The organism is Arthrobacter sp. NPDC055138 (assembly GCF_053607305.1).
The window spans coordinates 824,073-844,672 of the sequence record NZ_JBSGTH010000001.1 but is presented as its reverse complement, the minus strand read 5'-3'; the positions used below and the strand labels follow the sequence as shown (position 1 = coordinate 844,672).

The 20,600-nt window shown below is 66.3% G+C and carries 20 protein-coding genes and 1 tRNA gene; 8 read left to right on the top strand and 13 right to left on the bottom strand.

All coding sequences use genetic code 11. The features are described 5' to 3' along the window. Positions 1–220 precede the first annotated feature (220 nt). The 5 genes from ACWF5H_RS04065 (at position 221) to ACWF5H_RS04045 (ending at position 4,799) form a co-directional block, all read left to right on the top strand. Positions 221–1,540, top strand: a complete 1,320-nt coding sequence (locus ACWF5H_RS04065; protein WP_452035014.1) for an extracellular solute-binding protein — start codon at positions 221–223, stop codon at positions 1,538–1,540. Then, entirely contained in the window at positions 1,537–2,514 is a 978-nt protein-coding gene (locus tag ACWF5H_RS04060) for a carbohydrate ABC transporter permease (RefSeq protein WP_452035012.1), read from the top strand. Before ACWF5H_RS04065 ends, ACWF5H_RS04060 begins: the two co-directional genes overlap by 4 nt. Further along, the gene (locus ACWF5H_RS04055) at positions 2,514–3,356 is read left to right on the top strand and encodes a carbohydrate ABC transporter permease (RefSeq protein ID WP_364643544.1); all 843 of its coding nucleotides are present in this window, start codon (positions 2,514–2,516) and stop codon (positions 3,354–3,356) included. Before ACWF5H_RS04060 ends, ACWF5H_RS04055 begins: the two co-directional genes overlap by 1 nt. Positions 3,357–3,380: 24 nt before the next feature. Then, the gene (locus ACWF5H_RS04050) at positions 3,381–4,649 is read left to right on the top strand and encodes an ABC transporter ATP-binding protein (RefSeq protein WP_364643541.1); all 1,269 of its coding nucleotides are present in this window, start codon (positions 3,381–3,383) and stop codon (positions 4,647–4,649) included. A gap of 76 nt (positions 4,650–4,725) precedes the next feature. After that, positions 4,726–4,799, top strand: a tRNA-Gly gene (locus ACWF5H_RS04045). A gap of 70 nt (positions 4,800–4,869) precedes the next feature. Here the strand turns inward: ACWF5H_RS04045 and ACWF5H_RS04040 are convergent. Then, positions 4,870–5,778 carry a hypothetical protein gene (locus tag ACWF5H_RS04040; protein WP_452035010.1) on the bottom strand — a complete coding sequence of 303 codons (909 nt, stop codon included), beginning with the start codon at positions 5,776–5,778 and terminating at the stop codon, positions 4,870–4,872. 126 nt (positions 5,779–5,904) lie between these two features. On the opposite strand from ACWF5H_RS04040, the gene panD reads away from it, so the two are divergent. Beyond that, positions 5,905–6,318, top strand: a complete 414-nt coding sequence (gene panD / locus ACWF5H_RS04035) for an aspartate 1-decarboxylase (RefSeq protein WP_452035348.1) — start codon at positions 5,905–5,907, stop codon at positions 6,316–6,318. 43 nt (positions 6,319–6,361) lie between these two features. Here the strand turns inward: panD and ACWF5H_RS04030 are convergent, their stop codons facing one another. After that, the gene (locus ACWF5H_RS04030; protein ID WP_452035008.1) at positions 6,362–6,841 is read right to left on the bottom strand and encodes a nucleoside deaminase; all 480 of its coding nucleotides are present in this window, start codon (positions 6,839–6,841) and stop codon (positions 6,362–6,364) included. 70 nt (positions 6,842–6,911) lie between these two features. Between ACWF5H_RS04030 and ACWF5H_RS04025 the strand changes: the two genes are divergently transcribed. Next, on the top strand, positions 6,912–8,624 hold the full coding sequence (locus ACWF5H_RS04025; RefSeq protein ID WP_452035006.1) for a helicase HerA-like domain-containing protein: 1,713 nt from the start codon (positions 6,912–6,914) through the stop codon (positions 8,622–8,624). Positions 8,625–8,738: 114 nt separating this feature from the next. Beyond that, on the top strand, positions 8,739–9,725 hold the full coding sequence (locus ACWF5H_RS04020; protein ID WP_452035004.1) for a hypothetical protein: 987 nt from the start codon (positions 8,739–8,741) through the stop codon (positions 9,723–9,725). Positions 9,726–9,809: 84 nt separating this feature from the next. On the opposite strand, the gene ACWF5H_RS04015 is transcribed toward ACWF5H_RS04020, so the two are convergent. From ACWF5H_RS04015 to ACWF5H_RS03965, 11 genes are all read right to left on the bottom strand, one after another. Continuing rightward, the gene (locus ACWF5H_RS04015; protein ID WP_452035003.1) at positions 9,810–11,849 is read right to left on the bottom strand and encodes an NHL domain-containing thioredoxin family protein; all 2,040 of its coding nucleotides are present in this window, start codon (positions 11,847–11,849) and stop codon (positions 9,810–9,812) included. Beyond that, positions 11,846–14,047, bottom strand: a complete 2,202-nt coding sequence (locus tag ACWF5H_RS04010; protein ID WP_452035001.1) for a cytochrome c oxidase assembly protein — start codon at positions 14,045–14,047, stop codon at positions 11,846–11,848. The genes ACWF5H_RS04015 and ACWF5H_RS04010 overlap by 4 nt, the downstream gene beginning before the upstream one ends. Beyond that, positions 14,040–14,696, bottom strand: coding sequence for a copper resistance CopC family protein (locus ACWF5H_RS04005; RefSeq protein ID WP_452035000.1), 657 nt, complete (start codon positions 14,694–14,696; stop codon positions 14,040–14,042). The genes ACWF5H_RS04010 and ACWF5H_RS04005 overlap by 8 nt, the downstream gene beginning before the upstream one ends. Before the next feature lie 35 nt (positions 14,697–14,731). Then, positions 14,732–15,343 (bottom strand): hypothetical protein, encoded by a 612-nt coding sequence (locus ACWF5H_RS04000; RefSeq protein WP_452034998.1) that lies wholly within the window; start codon positions 15,341–15,343, stop codon positions 14,732–14,734. 151 nt (positions 15,344–15,494) lie between these two features. Next, positions 15,495–15,779, bottom strand: coding sequence for an HU family DNA-binding protein (locus ACWF5H_RS03995; RefSeq protein WP_127512987.1), 285 nt, complete (start codon positions 15,777–15,779; stop codon positions 15,495–15,497). 394 nt (positions 15,780–16,173) lie between these two features. Next, entirely contained in the window at positions 16,174–16,479 is a 306-nt protein-coding gene (rpsN, locus tag ACWF5H_RS03990) for a 30S ribosomal protein S14 (protein ID WP_127512988.1), read from the bottom strand. Positions 16,480–16,481: 2 nt separating this feature from the next. Next, positions 16,482–16,649: a 50S ribosomal protein L33 gene (gene rpmG / locus ACWF5H_RS03985; protein WP_127512989.1), complete on the bottom strand. Its 168-nt coding sequence runs from the start codon at positions 16,647–16,649 to the stop codon at positions 16,482–16,484. Further along, on the bottom strand, positions 16,649–16,885 hold the full coding sequence (gene rpmB, locus ACWF5H_RS03980) for a 50S ribosomal protein L28 (RefSeq protein ID WP_127512990.1): 237 nt from the start codon (positions 16,883–16,885) through the stop codon (positions 16,649–16,651). Before rpmB ends, rpmG begins: the two co-directional genes overlap by 1 nt. A gap of 400 nt (positions 16,886–17,285) precedes the next feature. Next, positions 17,286–17,777: a MarR family winged helix-turn-helix transcriptional regulator gene (locus ACWF5H_RS03975; RefSeq protein ID WP_127512991.1), complete on the bottom strand. Its 492-nt coding sequence runs from the start codon at positions 17,775–17,777 to the stop codon at positions 17,286–17,288. 109 nt (positions 17,778–17,886) lie between these two features. After that, the gene (locus ACWF5H_RS03970) at positions 17,887–19,470 is read right to left on the bottom strand and encodes an MFS transporter (protein ID WP_452034995.1); all 1,584 of its coding nucleotides are present in this window, start codon (positions 19,468–19,470) and stop codon (positions 17,887–17,889) included. A 319-nt stretch (positions 19,471–19,789) separates the two neighbouring features. Then, positions 19,790–20,539 carry a VIT1/CCC1 transporter family protein gene (locus ACWF5H_RS03965; protein ID WP_452034994.1) on the bottom strand — a complete coding sequence of 250 codons (750 nt, stop codon included), beginning with the start codon at positions 20,537–20,539 and terminating at the stop codon, positions 19,790–19,792. Between the last annotated feature and the right edge of the window lie 61 nt (positions 20,540–20,600).

Genomic DNA, 20,600 nt, shown 5'->3' with positions numbered 1-20,600 from the left:
CGCCTTCCCTCACGCTACGCCCGCAGTTGCCGGACGGTATGCGGCACAACGTTCCATCTGGCCCACGGTATTCCTTCGGCCAGCCGGTTCCTCGGCCGCGCGGGCCATGGCGCATTTGCCTGCGGGAGAATACGCTCTATTTCTACGAGGCTGCGTGGCACATATGAGCGACAGAAGCCGGGCAGCCGGAGCGTCTACCAGAACGTGGAGGCCAGTGCCGATGCCCAGAGACGGATACCGGCCGCGCTACCGGCGCGGTACAACTCGAACCGGAGCGGCAGTGGTGCTCGCGCTGGGAGCCACGCTGCTGGCCGGTTGCAGCGCCGAGGAGGGACCGCCCACCCTGACCTGGTACATCAACCCCGACGCGGGCGGCCAGGCGGCGATCGCCGAAAAATGCACCGAAGCTGCCGGCGGCGAGTACCGGATCGAGACCTCGCTGCTGCCCAACGACGCCGCATCGCAGCGGGAGCAGCTGGCCAGGCGGCTGGCAGCAAGCGACTCGTCGCTGGACATTATGAGCCTGGACCCACCCTTCATCCCCGAACTGGCGGAGCCGGGCTTCCTCGCTCCGGTCCCGGACACCGTGGCGCAGCGGACCACGCAGAACGTCGTGGAGGGCGCCCTCACCGGGGCCACGTGGAAAGACAAACTCGTGGCCGTTCCGTTCTGGGCCAACACTCAATTGCTCTGGTACCGGAAGTCGGTGGCCGAGGCAGCCGGCCTGGACATGACGAAGCCGATCACCTGGCAACAACTGATCGACGCTGCCGCCAAGGAAGACAAGTTCCTGGGCGTACAGGGCCAGCGCGGCGAGTCCATGACCGTCTGGCTGAACGCCCTGGTTGAGTCCGCAGGCGGCCACATCCTGGAGAACCCCGAGGCCACGGCCGACCAAATCGAGCTGGGCCTGTCCAGCAAGGCCGGCACGGAAGCCGCCCAAGTCATCTCCACCATCGGCAAGGACGGACTGGGCGGACCGGGGCTGCCCACCCAGGACGAGAACAATTCGATGATCCTGTTCCAGGGCGACAAGGGCTCGTTCATGGTGAATTGGCCGTTCGTCTGGCCGGCCACCAACGCCTCGGTGGAGGACGGCACCCTGGATGCGTCCCTGATCGATGACATCGGCTGGACCCTGTACCCGCGGATGAACGAAGGCGAGCAATCTGCGCCGCCGCTCGGCGGCATCAACCTGGGCGTGGGGGCGGCCAGCAAGCACCCAGATCTGGCCTATGCCGCCATAGAGTGCATCGTCAGCCCGGAGAACCAGGCCGAGTACTTCATCTCCAACGGCAACCCGCCCTCGAACACCGAGGCTTACAACGATCCGCGGATCAAGGATGCCTTCCCGATGGCGGACACCATCCGCGAATCCTTGGAACTGTCGGCGCCGCGTCCGCAGACGGTGTTCTACAACGAAGTTTCCACCAGCCTGCAGCAGAATTTCGCCCCGCCGGATCAGGTTGATCCCGCGATCACGCCGCAGGAGACGTCGGACTTCATCGTTTCCGTCCTACGGGGGGAGAACCTGCTGTGAGCACCACGACCGAAACGCCCACGCTCCCGAGCGGCCAAGCCGGGGGCACCGGCCGGCGCCGAGCCGTCCAACAGTTCAGCGAGCGCGCCAAGGCCGAGCGTCGGCTGGGCTGGTGGCTGGCGGGCCCGGCCTTCGTCGTCATGCTGGCCGTCACGGCCTACCCGATCCTGCAGGCGTTGTATGACTCGCTGTTCAGTTACCGGCTCACCGCCCCCGATGAACGCGCGTTCATCGGGCTGGCCAACTACGGCGTGATCCTCACGGACGTGGTCTGGTGGCGGGACCTCGGGGTGACGCTGCTGATCACGGTGGTGACCGTCGTCGTGGAACTCATCCTGGGCTTCGCTTTGGCGCTGGTGATGCACAAGGCGCTCAAATCGGTCCGCGGCTGGCTGCGCACCGCCATTCTGGTCCCCTACGGCATCATCACCGTGGTCTCCGCGTTTGCCTGGTTCTATATGTTCGATATCAACTCCGGCTTCGTGAACACCTGGTTCAACTGGGTGCCCGGCATCGATCCGGACCTGAACTGGTTCGCCGGAACGTGGACTTCGCTGTTCGTGATCATGGCCAGCGAAATCTGGAAGACCACGCCGTTCATTTCGTTGCTGCTGCTGGCCGGGCTGGCGCAGGTGCCGGACGAGCTGACCGAAGCCGCGGAAGTGGACGGCGCCACATGGTGGCAGCGGATGCGCCGGGTGATCCTGCCGAACATGAAGGCCGCGATCATGGTGGCCGTGCTGTTCCGGGCGCTCGACGCATTCCGAATATTCGACAACGTCTTCATCATGACCAACGGCGCGTTTAACACCGAAGTGCTCTCGCTGCTGGCCTACCGGACATCCATCGGGCGGTTGGAAATCGGCCTCGGATCCGCGGTGTCGGTGCTGCTGTTCGTGTGCGTGCTGCTGATCTGTTTTATCGCCATCAAGCTGTTCAAAGTGGATCTGGCCAGCCAGAGAGGAGGCAAGTGATGAAAGCATCACGAACCAAGGAGCGGGTGACGTGGATCGTCATCTCCGTCCTGGTGCTCATCTACGCACTGTTTCCGGTGGCGTCCATCCTGGCCACCTCGTTCAAGCTGCCCAGCGAGCTGACCTCGGGCAAGTTCCTGCCCGACTCGTGGACGGGGTCCAACTATGAACAGATTCTGGTCGGCTCGGCGCAGGACCTGTTCCTCAGCTCGCTGCGAAACTCCATCGGCATCGCGCTGATCGCCACGTTCATCGCCGTTGTCCTGGCCACGCTCTGCGCCTACGCCATTGCCCGGCTGGATTTCCCGGGCAAGAAGGTCATTCTCACCACCGCCCTGGCGGTATCCATCTTCCCGGTGATCTCGATCGTCACCCCGTTGTTCAACCTGTGGCGGAACATCGGGCTGTACGACACGTGGCCGGGCCTGATCATCCCTTATCTCTCACTGACCCTGCCCATCTCCATCTGGACCCTGGCGGCGTTCTTCCGCCAGATCCCGTGGGAACTGGAGCAGGCAGCGCAGGTGGACGGGGCCACCACCTGGCAAGCGTTCCGCAAGGCGATCGTGCCGCTGGCCGCACCCGGCGTCTTCACCACTGCGATCATCGCCTTCTTCATCGCCTGGAACGACTTCGTCTACGGCATCTCGCTGACCTCGACCGAGGCCGCACGCCCGGTCCCCGCGGCGCTGGCCTTTTTCACCGGCGCTTCCCAGTTCGAGTCCCCGGTCGGCGCGATCTCCGCGGCGGCCATCATCGTCACCATTCCCATTGTGTTGCTGGTCCTGTTGTTCCAGCGCCAAATCGTCTCCGGCCTGACCCAAGGCGCCGTCAAGGGCTAGGCCCGCGGCAGGAAAGGACATCCCATGGCATCGATCACGTTGCAGAACCTCGTCAAGCAGTATGGCGACGGCTTCCCCGCAGTCAACGACGTCAGCATCGACATCGAGGACGGCGAATTCATCATCCTGGTGGGTCCCTCCGGCTGCGGAAAGTCGACGCTGCTGCGCATGATCGTGGGGCTCGAGGACATCACCTCCGGCGACCTGCTGATCGACGGCAAGCGAGTCAATGAGAAGGCGCCCCGGGACCGGAACCTGGCCATGGTGTTCCAGAACTATGCCCTCTACCCGCACCTGACCGTATTCGAGAACATCGCGTTCCCGCTGAGGCTGGCCAAGGGCAAGCACACCGAGGACGACATCCGGAAGCTGGTCACAGACGCCGCCAAGACCCTGGAGCTGACCGATCATCTGGAGCGCAAACCGGGCAACCTCTCCGGCGGCCAGCGGCAGCGCGTGGCTATGGGACGCGCGATCGTCCGGCAGGCCGATGCGTTCTTGTTCGACGAGCCGCTGTCCAACCTGGACGCCAAGCTGCGCGGCCAGATGCGTTCGGAAATCTCGCAGATGCAGCGCCGGCTCGGCGTCACCAGCGTCTACGTCACGCACGACCAGACCGAGGCGATGACGCTGGGCGATCGGGTGGCGGTGCTGAAGAAGGGTGTGCTGCAGCAGATCGCTTCCCCGCGCGAACTCTACGAACAGCCGGTCAACCTGTTCGTGGCGGGCTTCATCGGATCCCCCTCGATGAACTTCCTGCCAGCCACCTTGGAGGGCGACGTCCTGAAGACGCCGATTGGCGACATCCCGGTCACCGAGGACAAGGCACGCGCCGCCGCGGGCAAAAAGGTAGTGCTGGTGGGCCTGCGGCCGGAGTTCTTCGAGGATGCTTCGCTGGTGGAGGAGCATAAAAAGGACCTGGGGTCCTCGTTTATGGCCGAGCTGACCCACACCGAGTGGCTCGGCAACGAACAGTACGGCTACATCAACTTTGACCCGGATCCGGAGGTCCGCGAGCTGCTCAATTCGCTGGCTGCGGAGATGGACGCCGACGAGTTGCGGCCGCAGATCGTGGTCACCCTGGACGCGGCCAGCCGGATCCGTGGCGGGCGCTCGGCTGAATTGTGGCTGGACACCCGCAAGATGCACCTGTTCGACCCCGAGACCGGCGACAACCTGACGCGTGACGCCGAAGCCGGGGCCGCGCTGACCCAAGAGGCCAACACCGCCCGGGCCGAAGAAATCAGCGAAGCCCGCGAGCGTGAGGCCTCCACGGCCGGGCAGCCGGTCTGAATTCCGGCTGGCCGCTGACCTGGGGTAAACTCGGTTTCGTTGTTTGACCGGGTCCGGCTTCATCGCCGGATCCTGTGCGGGCGTAGCTCAATGGTAGAGCGCTAGCTTCCCAAGCTCGATACGCGGGTTCGATTCCCGTCGCCCGCTCCACTCGCACCGCGCACCCCGGCCCATCGGCCGGGGTGCATTTCTTTTCCTCTGCCGGGGCCGCTGGGTGGTGCTACTCGATGTCCTCGTCGGGTACGAAGCCGGATCGGTCCACGGCGCGGTGGTAGCGCATGCCGGTGGCGCCACCCAGCAGTGCCCCGGCCAGGCTGGCCAGCAGCACTATTGCCAGCGCGATCAGGCCCGGGAAAGTTAGCTCTTGGACGGGGCGCTCAACGACCGGCACGGGCGCCGGCCCGGTCAGCACGCCCAAACCGCCGGCGGCCAGACCGATCAGTCCCGCAAGAACAGACATCACGATGCCCCACAGCCATACCGCCAGGCCCTGCCTGACGCCGTCGAACCGTGCCATCCGTCCTGCCACGTAGCCGCCGCCGAAATACGCCAGCAAGACGATGACCGCCAGGGTTATCCCTGCGGTGATGGCTGCCGCACCGCTGCTTTGGGTGATGTTGTCCATCCAGCCGCGCACTTCGGCCGCAGTGGCCATCCCGAAGGCCGCGGCAACGCCCACCACCACCGAGGTGATCAGCACAACCAGTCCCGCTGCCGTCAACCAGCCAAAAAACGCCGACCCCAGTCTCACCCCGCCGTAGGCATTGTGTTCCCGCAGGTACAGCGACTCCGCGTCGAGGGCGGCCTCGGGTCGGTACGCGCTGGTGTCGCTATAGTTCCGTTCGGCTGCTATTGCCCCGTTCGGGCTGCCGGCATCCGGGTCCATGCTGTCTGCGGTGAACCGGCGGTCGAAGACTGCGGTCTGTTGCTGGTCCGGGCTCGCAACAGACGTCGCCTGCGTGGGCGCAGGTGCCGGTGGTGTCGCTGCGGGCATGGCCTGGGTGGGCGGTGCCGACGCCTCCATCGGCGCTGGTCCGGGTTCTTGAGGTTCCCCCGAACCTGCCGGAGCGTCGGCTCCCGGCCGGGGACCACCGTCGTCGTACCGATCTCTGCCGATCTCCGAACTCATGATGCCTCCTGCTTCGACGGATCACATCGCTGCTTTCTGGTGGCTTTACCCTAGTCTCGGGGCCACCGGCAAACCAGAACCAGATGCGTTTCATCGGCGGCCGGAGGGAGACTAAACTTGAACCCGATGATGCGCAAAATGTTCAAGTCCAAGATCCACCGTGCGACGGTGACGCACGCCGATCTGCATTACGTCGGGTCCGTGACCGTGGACCTCGACCTGCTGGACGCCGCCGACATCCTGCCCGGCGAACTGGTGTCCATTGTGGATGTCACCAACGGGTCCCGGCTGGAGACCTACACCATCGCAGGTGAACGCGGTTCGGGCGTCGTCGGCATCAACGGCGCCGCCGCGCACCTGATGCATCAAGGCGATCTGGTCATCCTGATCACCTATGCCGACATGACCGACGAAGAGGCGCGGTCCTTCGTTCCTTCCGTGGTGCATGTGGACGCGGACAACAAGATCGTTGAGCTGGGCTCCGACCCCGCCGAGTCCGTGAACGAAGGGCTGATGCGGCCGCCCTACGCGGTTAAGTAGCTTCCCCGGTCCCAGCCGGCAGGGACCCCAGCCGGCAGTCCGTTCAGCACCGGTGGAACCGCTGGTGCAACCCGCGGACTTCGTCCGCCAACTCGGCGGACGGCCCGCCCACCTCGATCCCCGGCGCCACTGTCTGGATCGGCAACGCGGCCACCGGCGCCGGGCCTATGCCCCATTCCGCCAGCCACCGGCCCAGCTGTTCCGACGACGCAGCGTAGACGATCCGCCCCAGCCCCACCCAAGCATGCGCGGCCGAACACATCGGGCAGTGCTCCCCCGAGGTGTAAACGGTCGCCCTCCGCCGTTCCTCGGGTGGAATGTTGCCCGCCGCCCAGCGGGCGATCTCGAACTCCGGGTGCCGGGTCTGGTCCCCGTCCTTGACCCGGTTGCGGTCCTCGAACACCACGCCGCCGTGCGCATCTACCAGTACCGAGCCGAACGGTTCGTCGCCGTCATCCAGGGCTTCACGAGCCAGTTCCACGCAGCGGCGCAGATGCCTGAGGTCCTCCGGTGCCAGTTCCATGCGCTGATTATGGCAGAGACCGGCGCGGCCGGGTCTATGGCTAACAACCCGCGTGGTCTACGCTGCTGCCATGGTGCGGACTCCGGCAGAACATGTGGAAGCTATCCGGCAGGGTTACAGCTTTGACGGGGCAGCCATCCATCTGGGCGCGGCGCTGGTGGACGGCCAGGTGCATCCGGAGGCGGCCGTACGGCTGCCGCTGTCCATGATGAACCGGCACGGCTTGATCTCCGGTGCCACCGGCACCGGCAAGACGATCACGCTCCAGGTCATTGCCGAGCAGCTCTCCGCGCACGGCGTCCCGGTGTTTCTGGCGGACATCAAGGGCGACCTGACCGGACTCTCCACCCCGTCGGCCGGCAGCACCAAACTCGCCGAGCGGACGGCAAGCGTCGGGCAGGACTGGAAGTCGTCCGCCTACCCGGTGGAGTACTTTTCGCTGGGCGGTGACGGCACCGGTGTCCCGGTCCGCGCGCGGATTTCCGACTTCGGCCCGCTGCTGCTGTCCCGGGTGATGGAACTGAACGAGACGCAGGAATCGAGCCTGCAGCTGGTCTTCTACTACGCGGACAAGAACGACCTGGAGCTTTACAACCTGGCCGACCTGCGTGCCGTGATCCAGTTCCTGGTCTCCGACGACGGCAAAGAGGCCCTGGAGAACCTGGGCGGACTGTCCAAAGCCACCGCCGGAGTCATCCTGCGTGAGCTGGTGTCCCTGGAGGCCCAGGGCATGGACACGTTCTTCGGTGAGACGGAGTTCGACACCGCCGAGCTGCTGCGTACCGCCGGTGACGGCCGCGGCATCATCTCCTGCCTGGAGCTGTCCTCGCTGCAACAGCGCCCGCTGCTGTTCTCCACCTTCATGATGTGGCTGATCGCCGACCTCTTTGCTGAATTGCCGGAGGTCGGGGACGCGGAACAACCCAAGCTGGTGTTCTTCCTGGACGAGGCGCATCTGCTGTTCCGCGACGCCTCCAAAGCGTTCCTGCAGTCGATCGCCACCACGGTGCGGCTCATCCGCTCCAAGGGCGTCGGCATCTTCTTTGTCACCCAAACACCACGCGATGTTCCGGCGGACGTGCTGGGCCAGCTGGCCAACCGCGTGCAGCACGCGCTCCGCGCCTTCACTCCCGAGGACGCCAAGGCGCTTAAGTCCACCGTCTCCACCTTCCCGGTCAGCGACTACGACCTGGAGGAAGTGCTGACCGGCGCGGGGATCGGCGAAGCGGTAGTGACCGTGATGAATGAGAAGGGCGCCCCGACGCCGGTGGCCTGGACCCGGCTCTGCTCCCCCGGCTCCACCATGGGCCCCTCCCCGGCTGCCACCGTGCAAGCCATCGTGGACGGGTCGTCGCTGCTGCCGGTCTACGGGCCGGTGGTGGACAGCCGCTCGGCGTTCGAGAAACTCAGCGGCGCCCCGGTGCCGGCCGGCACGATGGCGGACGGACCGCCGCCGCAGCCAACCACCCCCCAGACCCCGGCAGACATCGACGCCGAGGCCCGCCGGATTGAGGAAACCATCCTCGGCCGGCCGTCTACGCGTCCGGCCGGACCCACCTCGACGTCACCGGACAGCCGGGAACCCACGCCTGCCCCGGTGCCGGACAGCGCACCACCGAGGCAGTCCGGCCCGGCCAGCGTGCCTTCGTCCCGGACTAAATCTTCGCCGCAGGGCAGCGCCAACAACGACGACCTGAAGGATTTCGCGCTGCAAACCGCCTCGGTGCTGGGGCGCGAACTGATGCGCGGCCTGTTCGGGACCAGGCGGCGCCGCCGACGTTGATAGGGGGCGCGCCGCCGTCTTCGGCGCTGAAGGGGGCCAACAGCCGCCGCCGGCGCAGTAACCTGAATCATGCCGATCCCGGCAACCGTCCCGCCAGCGGGTAACGTAGGGTTGGTGGGAAATTCAAAAGTACTGAGGACCGTAGCCACGTGGCTGCTGTGCTTGATGCTTGCCGTGGCCGCTGCCGCGCTGACTATTGTGCTGGTCAATGCGTTCGTGTTCAGTCCGCAGCACCAGGTGAAGGCCTACTTCAACGCTCTGGAAGACGGCAACGGCGGGACCGCGCTTGGTCTGCTCCACGCCACCGTGCCCGACGCCAATGCCGCCATGCTCGACGGCGCCGCGCTCAAGGCCTCGGTGGACACGCTCGAAAACCTGGAAATCCAGGATCCGGTTCCGGCGGGCGACAACAGAGTGGACCAGCCGGTCAGCTACACGGTCGACGGCGTTGCCCACACCACCACCTTCACCCTGGAAAAGACGGGCACCACGTGGCTCTTCTTCAACCAGTGGTCCTTCGTGCCCAGCACACTGCCCACCATCAGCGTGGACGTGGTCAACGGCAACGAGGCCTCGCTGAACGGCACCAGGGTGGCCCTGCCGGAAGGCAAGAGTTCGTTCGCCGTGTTCTACCCCGGCAGCTTCGAAGCCCACTACGCCAGCGACTACTTCGCCGCACCGGTGGTCGAATCCGTGCTGACCGGCCCGCAGAACGCCCAGGATGCCCGGCTCTCGCTGGCAACGGAGGCCACGCCCAAGCTGGTCGACGACCTGAGCGGCCAGGTCAACGCCTTCCTGGACTCCTGTGCGGAGCAGCGCGTGCTGCAGCCCTCCGGTTGCCCGTTCAGCGCATCGATGGACCGGGTCCAGGACGACACCATCGACTGGTCGATCGAGGAGTATCCCGAGGTCAAGGTGGAGCCGTTCAAGGGCAGCTGGGTACTCAGTCCGCTGCGCGGGGTGGCGAAGCTGAACGTGGTGGAAATTGACCTGTTCACCGGCGCCTCCGTGGAACGCGAGCTGAAGCAGGATTTCGACTTCACCGGCCGGTTGTCCGTCAACGACGGACACGTCACCCTGACCCCCGTGGTGGAGTACTAAAACAACCCGCCCCATAAATGCCCACATGCCGGAGGCGGACAGGACTCCCTGTCCGCCTTCGGCATCTTTGTGCTGCGTGCCCGTTTAGTCCAGCCCGCGCAGGTCCAGCGTCAGGTCACCGGTTCCCGAGCCGATGACTACCGGGATGCCCCAGTCCTGCTGGTACAGGTGGCAGGCGGCGTGGTCCGGAATCTCGCCGCCGGGTTCGCCGTCGCACGCCGCCGCGCGGGCGGTGATGTGCAGGACGCCCTCGGTGACCTCGTCGGACAGCACCAGCTCCCGAAGCAGGCCCACCGAAGTACCGCCGCCGGAGACCAGCAAGTTCTCCGGCGAGGAGGAGATCTTCAACTGGGTGGGATCGCCCCAGCGGTCGTCCAGCTTCTGGCCCTTGGGTGCGGCGAAGCGGACGGTCAGCGCCAGCGGGCCGGCCGACACTTCGGTCTTGGGCCGCTGCGTCTGCGAGGCGCCCTCGTCCACGGTCAGCGCTTCCTTGGGGATGGGCAGCCGGATGAGCTGGTGCTTGTTCGCTTCGACCACCAGCAGCAGCGGCTCGCCGCCGTCCGCCACGGCCGTGGTGTCCAGCAGCACGTCGGACGGCTCGGCCAGGCCCCGCGCCAGCGTGGAGACGGTCTCCGTGGCCGGATCGTAGCGGCGCACGGCGCCGTTGTAGGTGTCCGCCACCGCCACCGAACCGTCGGGCAGGACCGCCACGCCCAGAGGATGCTGCAGCCGCGCCTCGGCGGCCGCGCCGTCGCGGAAGCCGAAGTCGAAGAGACCGGCGCCGATGGCGGTGGACACCTGTACCCGGTTTTCGCCGTTGACGTCCACGAAGGAGATCTTGCGCAGCGCCGACGTTTCCGAATCCGCAACCCAGATGTTGCCGGCCGCGTCACCGGCGAGCCCGGAGGACTGGGCGAACCAGGCCACGGTGGCGTCGCCGTCCTGCAGGCCCTCCAGCCCGGTTCCGGCCAGGATGGCCACCTTGCCGGAGACCGGGTCCAGGGTGAAGATCTGGTGCACGCCGGCCATGGCGATCACCACGGCGTCCAGCTGTGTGGACCAGTAGACATCCCACGGCGAGCTGAGCGAGACAGCCAGCGGATCGGCGGCGAACTGTGCCCAGTTGGACGCGATCGCTTCGGCAAGCTCCTCTTCCAGCGCCGCGCCGGAGGGGGCTTCGTCCGCGACAGATCCGGGACCCGCTTGCTCCATTCCCGGAGCAGTGCGCTGGGTGTTGGCATCGAGCAGGCGCTGCACGCCGTTGCCTGCCACGGTGGTGACCTCTCCGGTGGCCAGCGACAGCCCGCGCAGCCGGTGGTTCACCGAGTCTGCAATCACCACGTCGTAGCCGGCCTGGCTGCGGACCTCTTCGGGCAGCAGGGCCAGACCCTGGGGTTCATTGAACTTGGCCTCGCCGGCGGCTCTGTCCTGCCAGCCCTTCTCGCCCGAGCCGTAGGTGGCGAGCACCGTGGACAGGTCGGCAGCCAGCTCCACCAGCCGGTGGTGTCCGGTGTCGGTGACCAGGAAGGAGCCGCCCTCGGACCCGACGCCGTCCGGCAGCGGGATGACCTTGCCCGGGAAGCGCAGGTCCCCGGCGGTGGACTCCGCGGGAACGTAGGGGCCGTCGCCGCGGTGCAGCGTGCCCTTGGCTTCATGCTCGGCTACCAGTTCCTTCACCAATGACTCCAGGCCGCCGGCGTGCCCCTCACCGGAGAGGTGCGCCACAATGTAGCCCTCGGGGTCGACGACCACCAGCGTCGGCCACGCCCGGGCGGCGTAGGCCTGCCACGTATCCAGCTCCGGGTCGTCCAGCACCGGATGCTGGATCTCGTAGCGCTCAACGGCCGCGGCCAACGCCACCGGGTCCGCTTCGTGCTCAAACTTGGGCGAATGCACGCCGACCGTGACGAGCACGTCCTTGTACTTCGCTTCCAGCGGCCGCAGTTCGTCCAGCACGTGCAGGCAGTTGATGCAGCAGAACGTCCAGAAATCGAGCAACACTATCTTGCCGCGCAGGTCTTCCAATCCCAGCTGCTTGCCGCCGGTGTTGAGCCAGTTGCGGCCCACGAGGTCGGAACCACGGACCCGGTAGTTAGTGCGGATGGTCTCGGCTGCCTCAGTCATCTGGATTCTCCTTGGCTCCGGCCGGCGTTATCCGGGTCCGGAGCGGGCTCCTGCCCGTTGGTGGTTTTCGGTGCGTCTTGGTGGTCCCCGGACGCGCGGTGGCCTGCGGCCGGCCTGACGGCCCCGGGCGGGACCATGCGTTCGTCCTGCCGGGCCATCTTGGCAAACATATCGTTATAAGCCGCCAGTTCGGCGTCGTTATTCCTTTCGGCTGAACGATCTTTACGCTTTGTTTCCCGGGCGTCTGAGCGCGACCACATGATCGCCACCCCGACGGCGACGCAGAGTGTGGGTATTTCGCCGACACCCCACATGATGGCTCCGCCGACTTGCTGATCGTCCATGGCCGAGAGCCCCCACTCGCGGCCCATGCTGCCGAACCAGGAGGCCTGGATCAGGGCCGTCGAGCTGGTCAGGGCCACGCCGAAGAAGGCGTGGAACGCCATGGTGGCGAAGAGGATCAACAACCGCATGGGATACGGGGCCCGCCGCGGCAGCGGGTCCTGGCCGATCATCGTCAGGATGAAGATATAGCCGGTCAAGAGGAAGTGCAGGTTCATCAGCTCGTGGCCGGTGTGTTCGTCCAAGGCAAACCGGAACAGCGGCGAGTAGTAGAAGATGATGATCGAGCCGGCAAAGTTCGCCGCGGCAAAGAGCGGGTGCGTGATGACCTGCGAGTATTTCGAATGCACCAGCCAGAGGATCCATTCGCGCAGGCCCTTGCTCCCGTCCCCGCGGGGCGGCAGCGCCTTCAGCGCCAGCGTGATCGGCGAGCCCAGGACCAGGAACAGCGGCACCACCATGGTCAGCGCCATGTGGTCGAGCATGTGCGCGCTGAAGAGCACCATCCCGTACACGGCCGGGGCGCCGGAGGTGACATAGGTGAGCGCCAGCAAGCCCACAATCCAGCTGACGGTCCTCGCCACCGGCCAGCGGTCGCCGCGGCGGTGCAGCCTGACGGCGGCCACCAGGTACGCAATGCCGGCCACCAGGGCGAAGGTGACCCACAACCAGTCCCAGCGCCAGACGGTCAACCAACTGCCGCTGACAAGTTCCGGCGGCAGGTCGTAACCGGTCAGGATGCGTGCCGGGGACGCGTCCACCGGCAACTCTTCCGGCGTGGGCGGCGCCGTGCGCGCCAGCGCCGTGGCGATCCCGAACACGGCCGCCATGACCAGCAGCTCCACCGTGATGAGCTGCCACAGGACCCGCTTGCCGGACTTGGTGCCCAGCTCCGGAATGATCCACTGCCGGTGCATGAAGCCGATCGCACCCAGCAGCAGCGTGGCCAGGGCCTTGATCACCACCAGCACGCCATAGGGGCTGGAGAGCTGGTCCAGCGAGGTGATCCGGATCGACGCGTTGATGATGCCGGAGAAGAAGACCAGGAAGAAGCTGATCAGCGCGAGCGAGGAATAGCGGCGCAGCACCTGGCCGGTGATGTCCTTGGTGCCCAGCGTCCCGGAGATGACCGCGAGCACAATGATGCCGCCCACCCAGAGGCAGGCGCCCAGCAGGTGCAGGCCGATGGAGTTGACGGCTCCGTAGTGGTCGTCGCCGCCGGCGGAGTGCCCGATCAGGGCCATCGGCAGCAGTCCGCCGACAGTGGCCAGCGCCAGCGTCATGCCCAGCCCCGGCAGCGAGCGGATGCCCAAGATGAGCGTGGCGACGATGGCGGCCACGATGGTGATGGTCAGCCACGCCTGGCCGGTGCCGATATCCGTCATAAATCCCACGAATCCGGCGGTGTAGCTGGCATCCCCGCTGACCGGCAGGCCGGCGATGTCGGAGAAGCTGAAGACCAGCACGGCCATCGCGGCCAGCGTCCAGACGACCGCCGCGATGGCGGCCAGCCTCAGCGCCGCCGTGAACGCCGGGTGCTCGGGTCCCTCCTCGCCTTTGCCCGGCCTGCGGTTGGGCCGCAGCTGCTTGGGCAGGATCCCGACGGCGAACAGCAGCGAAGCGATGACCACGGACAGTGCCGTGTTGTTGGCCGCCTTGGCCACTGGCAGTGCCCAGCGGGTCAGGGCGCCGGGATCGGACAGCTGCCGGGCGGCGGCAGCCCCGGAATAGAGCAGGGCGGCAACCAGCGCCAGGACCAGGACAACGGCTCCGGCCAGGACCCATCCCCTGCCGATCCCGTCGGCGGTAATCGCCGCGGGACGTTGCTTAACCGGTGGAGCCAATCGCTCAGCCACGAGCGTCCGTGCCTCCGCCACGCTTGCTGATCACAAACGCAGCCAGCCCCGCGGCGATGGCCAGCGCGCCGGCGCCCAGCGCGACGAAGAGTCCGAGGTTGCTGGGGCCCTCCTCTTGTCCGGCGGCCTCGGAGGTGCTGCCGGCGGCAGAGGACGCTGCGGGGCTCGCTGCCGCTACGGTGAACTTCAGCGTGCCCTCGATCGGGTGGCCGTCGCTGGAAACCACGCGCCAGCCCAGCTGGTAGTCGCCGTCCGGCATGCCGTCCCGCAGCGGAATACTGACCTGGCTGCCGCTCAGCACCGGCGCACCGGCAGCCCAATCGGTCCCCTCGCCGTCCAGCACCTGGGTAGTGGCGCCGATGTCCATCACGTTGGCGCTGAACTTGAGCGAGACCTCCGTCGGCGGGGTGTCCAGGACGGCACCGTTCTCAGGCGTCGAACTGATTAGTTCGTCGTGGGCGGCGGCGGGGCGTGCCAACGCCAGCGCCAGCGCCAACCAGAGCAGCATGGCCATCAGGGCAGCCGCGAGCAGCCGACGGGCCATCGCTTGCCGGGCGGCACGGAGGCCTTCCTCCTGGCGACGCCGGGAGACCGAAGACCCGTCTGTACTGATACGCACAGGGGCAGGAATGTTCAGAGGGTGGTTCATCACGTTCTTTCGTCAAGGGATGCGCAGTGCGCGGGTCAGAAAGCGTGACGCAACGGCGGGCCCCGGTGCCGCATGGACAGAAGCGGGATGCCGAGGGCTGCGAGTGGCTGGATCAGCAGTTCCACCGGGGCGGCCAGCCGTGCCCGAGGCATCGGGCGCCAGCTGCCCAGCCTGCGCGGCTCGGCCAGGGCCACCGTTCCGGCCAGCGCAGCCGCAGCATGCTCGCCTCGGCGCAACAGCAGCACGGTGGCGGCGGCCGCAGCCAGATGGGCCGCCACCATGGCAGGAGTTGCCGCGGTTGCCGCGTGAGGGGACACATCGGGGACCAGCGATCCGGCCGGCAGCAGCGCGAGGTGATGGCCCGCATGGCCGACCGTCCCCGGGGTATCCGCCGGTGCAGCGTGGCCCAACTGGAAGAGCAGGTGGTAGATCGCTTGGCTGATTCCCACCGCGGCCAGCAGGCGTGCCCAGGACAGCGACTTGCCGGCCAAACCGACGCAGACCAGCCCGGCAAGGGCATACGCCAGAAGCCACACGGTCGGCGCGGGGACGTGCCCGCCGCCAACCAAGTGCGAGAGCGAGGCGAGGGAAGTGGCAACGGCAGCGCCCAGCCAACCGCGCAGCAGCCGGCCTTTCCGCTGAACCATGCCCCTCAGTCCTCCGTCCTGATCAGTCATCGGATGCGGCGCAATGCGGCGCACACCCGGCCCCTATTTTACCGCCCGTAGAAGCCAACGGGTTAAACAGCAGGACCGCCACCGGTTGCCGGTGACGGTCCTGCGGAAGTAAGGGTGTGGACTACTTCTTGGAGACAGCAGCCTTCAGCTTGGAACCAGCGGTCAGCTTGACGCTGTGGCCTGCCGGGATCTGGATGGATTCGCCGGTCTGCGGGTTGCGGCCGGTGCGGGCAGCACGGTCGGTGCGCTCGACTGCGAGCCAGCCCGGGATGGTGATCTTCTCGCCCTTGGAGACGGAGGTTGCGAAGATGTCGAAGACAGCGTCCAGGACACCGTTCACTGCGGTCTGGCTGGTGCCAGCCTTCTCTGCAACAGCTGCAACAAGTTCACTGCGGTTGATAGCCAATTTTTGTCCTCCTGGACTGCTTTGGTTTGGTCAGAGCCTCCGCGGCTGCGGAAAGCTACTGTGCGAAAACTTACCAGCTTGGCCACCCAGATCCGGCAAAATCCGCGGATTCTGGCGGAATTTTTAGCGAAATACCCGGAATTTGAGCCGATTTTGCCTCCGGAGACCCGCTTTTTCCGCCCAGAGCATATGATGTGCGTGCTCGGCGCGCCGCTCGCATGGCGCCGTTCCCCCCGCAGCCGCGGGCGTCGCCGTCGTGATGTGAGCTCCTCTGAGGATGTTCCCGGGAGCCGCGAGGGTGCTCCGAAAACGGGCTCAGGGCATGAAAAAGGGCGGCGGCCCCGGACTGGGACCGCCGCCCTTCAAGCAGCTTCATGCTGAAGCCAACAGGTTTTTACCAGCTGGACTTCTTGATGCCCGGCAGTTCGCCGTTGTGCGCCATGGTACGGAAGCGCACGCGGGAGATGCCGAACTTCTGGAGCGTGCCGCGGGGGCGGCCGTCGATCTGGTCGCGGTTGCGGACGCGGACCGGAGAAGCGTTGCGGGGCAGCTTCTGCAGGCCCAGGCGGGCCTCTTCGCGGGCCTCGTCGGTCGCGTTGGCGTCGACCAGGGTCTTCTTCAGCTCGGCACGCTTCGCGGCGTAACGCTCGACAACGACCTTGCGCTGCTCATTGCGAGCAATCTTGGACTTCTTGGCCATGTTTAGCGCTCCTCTCGGAATTCGACGTGCTTGCGGATGACCGGGTCGTACTTCTTCAGGACAATGCGGTCCGGGTCGTTACGACGGTTCTTCCGGGTCACGTAGGTGAAGCCGGTGCCAGCGGTGGACTTCAGCTTGATGATGGGACGTACGTCCTTGTCCTTTGCCACTAGAGCTTCACACCCTTCGCGAGGAGCTCGGTGACGACTGCGTCAATGCCGCGGACGTCAATGGTCTTGATGCCGCGGGCCGAAACCTGCAGCGTGACATTGCGGCGCAGGGACGGAACCCAGTAGCGCTTCTTCTGAATATTCGGGTCGAACCGGCGCTTGTTGCGGCGGTGCGAGTGCGAAATGCTGTGGCCAAAGCCGGGCTCGGCTCCGGTCACCTGGCAGTGTGCTGCCATGATCTCTCCTCCAGTTGTAGTAAATATGACGGACCTGACGCAGAGACGAAGTAAAGCGGCCTGCGAATCTGCGTGTAAGAGCGCCCGCCACCAGTTGTGACACCGTTATTACTGCGACTTTCCGGAGGTGAACCTGGCGGGGTGAGATCCAGCCGAAGTGCCTCGCCGCGGGGAAGACGGTGAAGTCAGGTGCAAACAAACCACTTCTTCCCGGGGGAAGAACGGCCTATCCGCGATCCTTATTTCTAGGTAAACACGGACGCCACGCAATGCCCGCACCGCCCTACCTTGGCAAGGGGGTGCCGATACTGCGTGACTTAACGCCTTCCCATCTTAGGGGCAGCAGCCGTTTGGATCAAACCAACGACGGCGGCGGCCCCCTCGGCGGCGAATGCGCCCCTCAGGCGTTCAGTCGGGGCTCGCGCAGCACCCAACTGCCGGGCTCCAACTGCTGCACAATCTTCTTGCCGATCCGCTCCAGGTCCTGCACGTCCCTGCGGTCCAAGCCATCGAAAACCGCCTGGCGGACGGCTTCGACATGCCCCGGCGCCAGGGACTGGATCGCTTCCATCCCCGCCTCCGTGAGCAACGCCATGGTGACCCGGGCGTCATCCGCGCACTGGGCCCGCTCGACCCAGCCGCGGCCCTGGAGTTTCTTCACCACGTGCGACAGCCTGGAGAGCGAGGAATAGGTCCGAGAGGCCAACTCACTCATCGGCAGCGAGCGGTCCGGCGCCTCGGACAGCATGGCCAGGACATGGTAATCAAACAGCGTCAGCTTGCCTTCGCGGTACAGCGGGGCGTCGAGCGTGCCGGGCAGCAGGGTGGACACCGCCAGCAAAGCCAGCCAGGCCTGGCGTTCTTCGGGATCGAGCCAGCGTGCAGAAGTCATGCCTCCATTCTGCCACAAAACTTGATCCTTCAACTGTTAGGCAGAAGGAGAGCCGGCAGGATGCGCCTGCCGGCTCTCCTCATTACACGAGGGCGTCCGGGTTCCTGGGTCAGACCCGGGCGGGCTCCTTGGCCCCGCGTCCGTCCGGCCCCATGCCCGGTTCCGGAATCCGCTCCAGCGGCATGTGCTCCGGACCGAGCAGCGGGTTTCCGTCCTGCCCCGCGACCAGCTCGCGCGCCTCGGCCTGGCTATCCACCGACGGCATCGAGCCCGGCATCGGACGGCAGGAGCTTTCCGGCATCCGCCAGATGGCCACCAGGCCCAGCAAGGACATGGCCACCAGGTAGTACGCCGGCATCAGCGTGTTCCCGGTGGCGTCGATCAGCGCCTGGGTGATCAGCGGGGTGGTGCCACCGAAGATCGCCACCGCAAAGTTGTAGGCAATGCCCATCGAGCCATAGCGGCTGGCGGTGGGGAACATGGCCGGCAGCGCCGACGCGAGGATGGAAACGTAGAAGGCGGTGGCGCAGCCCAGGATCGCCAGGCCCAGCAGGGTGGCCCAGATTTCCCCAATGCCAATCAACATGAAAGCGGGAACGCCGAGCACCAAGGTAATGGCGGAACCGGTCATCAGCACCGGGCGGCGGCCGACCTTGTCCGAGAGCTTCCCGGCGAACGGAATGGCGGCCGAGAGCAGCACCAGGACAGGGATCGTGAGCAGCGTCCCCTGGAACGCGTCGTAGCCCATGGTGTCCTGCAGGTACGTGGGCATGTAGGAGGTCAAGGTGTAGCCCACCGTGTTGGCGGCGGCCACCACCAGCATGGCCAGCAGGATCGGGCGCCAGGATCCGGTGATGATCTGGCGGTAGCTCTTGGGCCCCTCCGCGACGGCTGCCTTGGTCTTGTCTTCCTGCGCATCCTGGGCAGCCTGGAATGCCGGCGACTCTTCGATCTTCAGCCGGAAGTACAGCCCCACCAGTCCCAGCGGCCCGGCCAGCAGGAACGGCAGCCGCCAACCCCACTCCAGCATGGCGTCGCTTCCCAGCAGGATCTGCAACCCGGACACCACTCCGGCACCGAGGGCGAAGCCCAGATAGCTGCCGGTGTCCAGCAGGCTGGCCAGGAAGCCGCGGCGCTTGTCCGGGGCGTATTCGCTCACGAACGTGGTGGCGCCGGCGTATTCGCCGCCGGTGGAGAAGCCCTGCACCAGGCGGCACAGCACGAGCAGCACGGTGGCCCATCCGCCCACGGCCAGGTACGTCGGCAGCAGGCCGATGGCGAAGGTGGAGGCAGCCATCGCGATCATGGTCAGCGCCAACGTCTTCTGCCGGCCGATGCGGTCGCCCAGGCGGCCGAAATACAACCCGCCGAGCGGCCGGACTACGAAACTGGCCGCAAAGACGGCCAGGCTGCCCAGCAGTCCGTCGCCCTCCTGGCCACCGGCGAAGAACAGCTGGCCCATGGTGACGGCCAAGTAGCCGTAGATGCCGAAGTCGAACCATTCCATGCCGTTGCCGACCACCGTGCCGCCGACGGCTCGGCGCAGCATCGGCCGCTGGACAACGGTGACATCGTCCACGCGCAGTCGCCGGCGGCGTAGTCGGGGCAGTCGTGCGGCGGATTTGGCCGGGTTTTTCCCGGCAGGGAAATCTGGCGCTTTTTCTCGCGCGGCGGGCGGATTGTCCTTCAGCATTTGGGCTTCTCTCATAGAGGTCATTTGCTTGTGACGCGTCTTACGCCCCGCGCATTCCGGCCCGGGGCAGGCCCAAGACGTTACCGGCTGCGACCTCCTAGGTCCCAGCCGGGACCTCGAAAAACGCGCCCCGAAGGCAGCGATTGAGCCCCCTTCGACTCCCATGGGCGGACCTCGAAAAGGTGATCCCGGCAATCGCCGTTTTCCCGCAAGATTCCGCGCGAATCTCGGCAGGCGCCCGGCTCCGTTTCACACTGGCTGCTGAAGACGGCAGCACACGAATTTTGTGAAATGCGCCACCGGGTGCCCGAATCGGGCCTTAAACCACCCCGGTGCCGCCCAGCCAGGTGCCGATCAGCAGCGTGGCCACGAGTGCAAGTGCGCCGCCGATCACCACTCGGCAAGCCGCCCGGAAGACCTTGGCGCCGCCCAGCCAGGCGCCGGTCGCCCCGGTGGCGGCCAAGGCCACCAGAACAGCGGCGAAGGTGATCGGGATCCGCAGCTCGGCCGGCGGCAGCAGCATGGCCAGCATGGGCAAGGCAGCACCGAGGAGGAAGGCTATTGCGGAGGCGAAGGCTGCATGCCACGGGCTGACCAGGTCGTCATCCTGCATGTTCAGCTCCGCGTGCAGATGGGCTGCCAGCGCATCGTGGGCGGTCAGCTCCTTGGCCACCTGCATTGCCGTCCCCGGCGTCAACCCGCGGTCTTGGTAGAGCGCGGCCAGTTCGGCAAGCTCTTCCTCCGGCTGTTCCTGCAGTTCCCGTTTTTCCTTGGCAATCAGCGCTTTCTGGCTGTCACTGGAACTGGAAACGGAGACATACTCGCCCAAGGCCATGGAGATGGCGCCGCCGATCACCGCGGCAAGGCCTGCCGTCAGCAGGGCCCCGAAGTCACTGGTGGCGCCCGCGACGCCCACCATGAGCGCGGCAACGGAAACAATTCCGTCGTTTGCGCCGAGAACACCGGCGCGCAGCCAATTCAGGCGGGCGGCGAGACCGACGACGTCGTGCGGTTCATCGTCGTGGAACTCGGGTTGGTCCGCTGGCTGGATCCGGGCATCTGCGTCCATGGTCCAAGCCAAGCACTCCTGGCGCCAAGCTTCCAGACAGGACAGCCAACCCTCAGCAGCG

Bases quoted from the DNA above. Each gene is read 5' to 3' on its own strand.
- ACWF5H_RS04050 (WP_364643541.1), top strand. From the start codon at position 3,381: ATGGCATCGATCACGTTGCAGAACCTCGTCAAGCAGTATGGCGACGGC.
- ACWF5H_RS04040 (WP_452035010.1), bottom strand. From the start codon at position 5,778: ATGAGTTCGGAGATCGGCAGAGATCGGTACGACGACGGTGGTCCCCGG.
- panD (WP_452035348.1), top strand. From the start codon at position 5,905: ATGATGCGCAAAATGTTCAAGTCCAAGATCCACCGTGCGACGGTGACG.
- ACWF5H_RS03970 (WP_452034995.1), bottom strand. From the start codon at position 19,470: ATGCTGAAGGACAATCCGCCCGCCGCGCGAGAAAAAGCGCCAGATTTC.
- ACWF5H_RS04025 (WP_452035006.1), top strand. From the start codon at position 6,912: ATGGTGCGGACTCCGGCAGAACATGTGGAAGCTATCCGGCAGGGTTAC.
- ACWF5H_RS04030 (WP_452035008.1), bottom strand. From the start codon at position 6,841: ATGGAACTGGCACCGGAGGACCTCAGGCATCTGCGCCGCTGCGTGGAA.
- ACWF5H_RS03965 (WP_452034994.1), bottom strand. From the start codon at position 20,539: ATGGACGCAGATGCCCGGATCCAGCCAGCGGACCAACCCGAGTTCCAC.
- ACWF5H_RS04055 (WP_364643544.1), top strand. From the start codon at position 2,514: ATGAAAGCATCACGAACCAAGGAGCGGGTGACGTGGATCGTCATCTCC.
- rpmB (WP_127512990.1), bottom strand. From the start codon at position 16,885: ATGGCAGCACACTGCCAGGTGACCGGAGCCGAGCCCGGCTTTGGCCAC.
- rpsN (WP_127512988.1), bottom strand. From the start codon at position 16,479: ATGGCCAAGAAGTCCAAGATTGCTCGCAATGAGCAGCGCAAGGTCGTT.
- ACWF5H_RS04015 (WP_452035003.1), bottom strand. From the start codon at position 11,849: ATGACTGAGGCAGCCGAGACCATCCGCACTAACTACCGGGTCCGTGGT.
- ACWF5H_RS03975 (WP_127512991.1), bottom strand. From the start codon at position 17,777: ATGACTTCTGCACGCTGGCTCGATCCCGAAGAACGCCAGGCCTGGCTG.
- ACWF5H_RS04005 (WP_452035000.1), bottom strand. From the start codon at position 14,696: ATGAACCACCCTCTGAACATTCCTGCCCCTGTGCGTATCAGTACAGAC.
- ACWF5H_RS04000 (WP_452034998.1), bottom strand. From the start codon at position 15,343: ATGGTTCAGCGGAAAGGCCGGCTGCTGCGCGGTTGGCTGGGCGCTGCC.
- ACWF5H_RS04065 (WP_452035014.1), top strand. From the start codon at position 221: ATGCCCAGAGACGGATACCGGCCGCGCTACCGGCGCGGTACAACTCGA.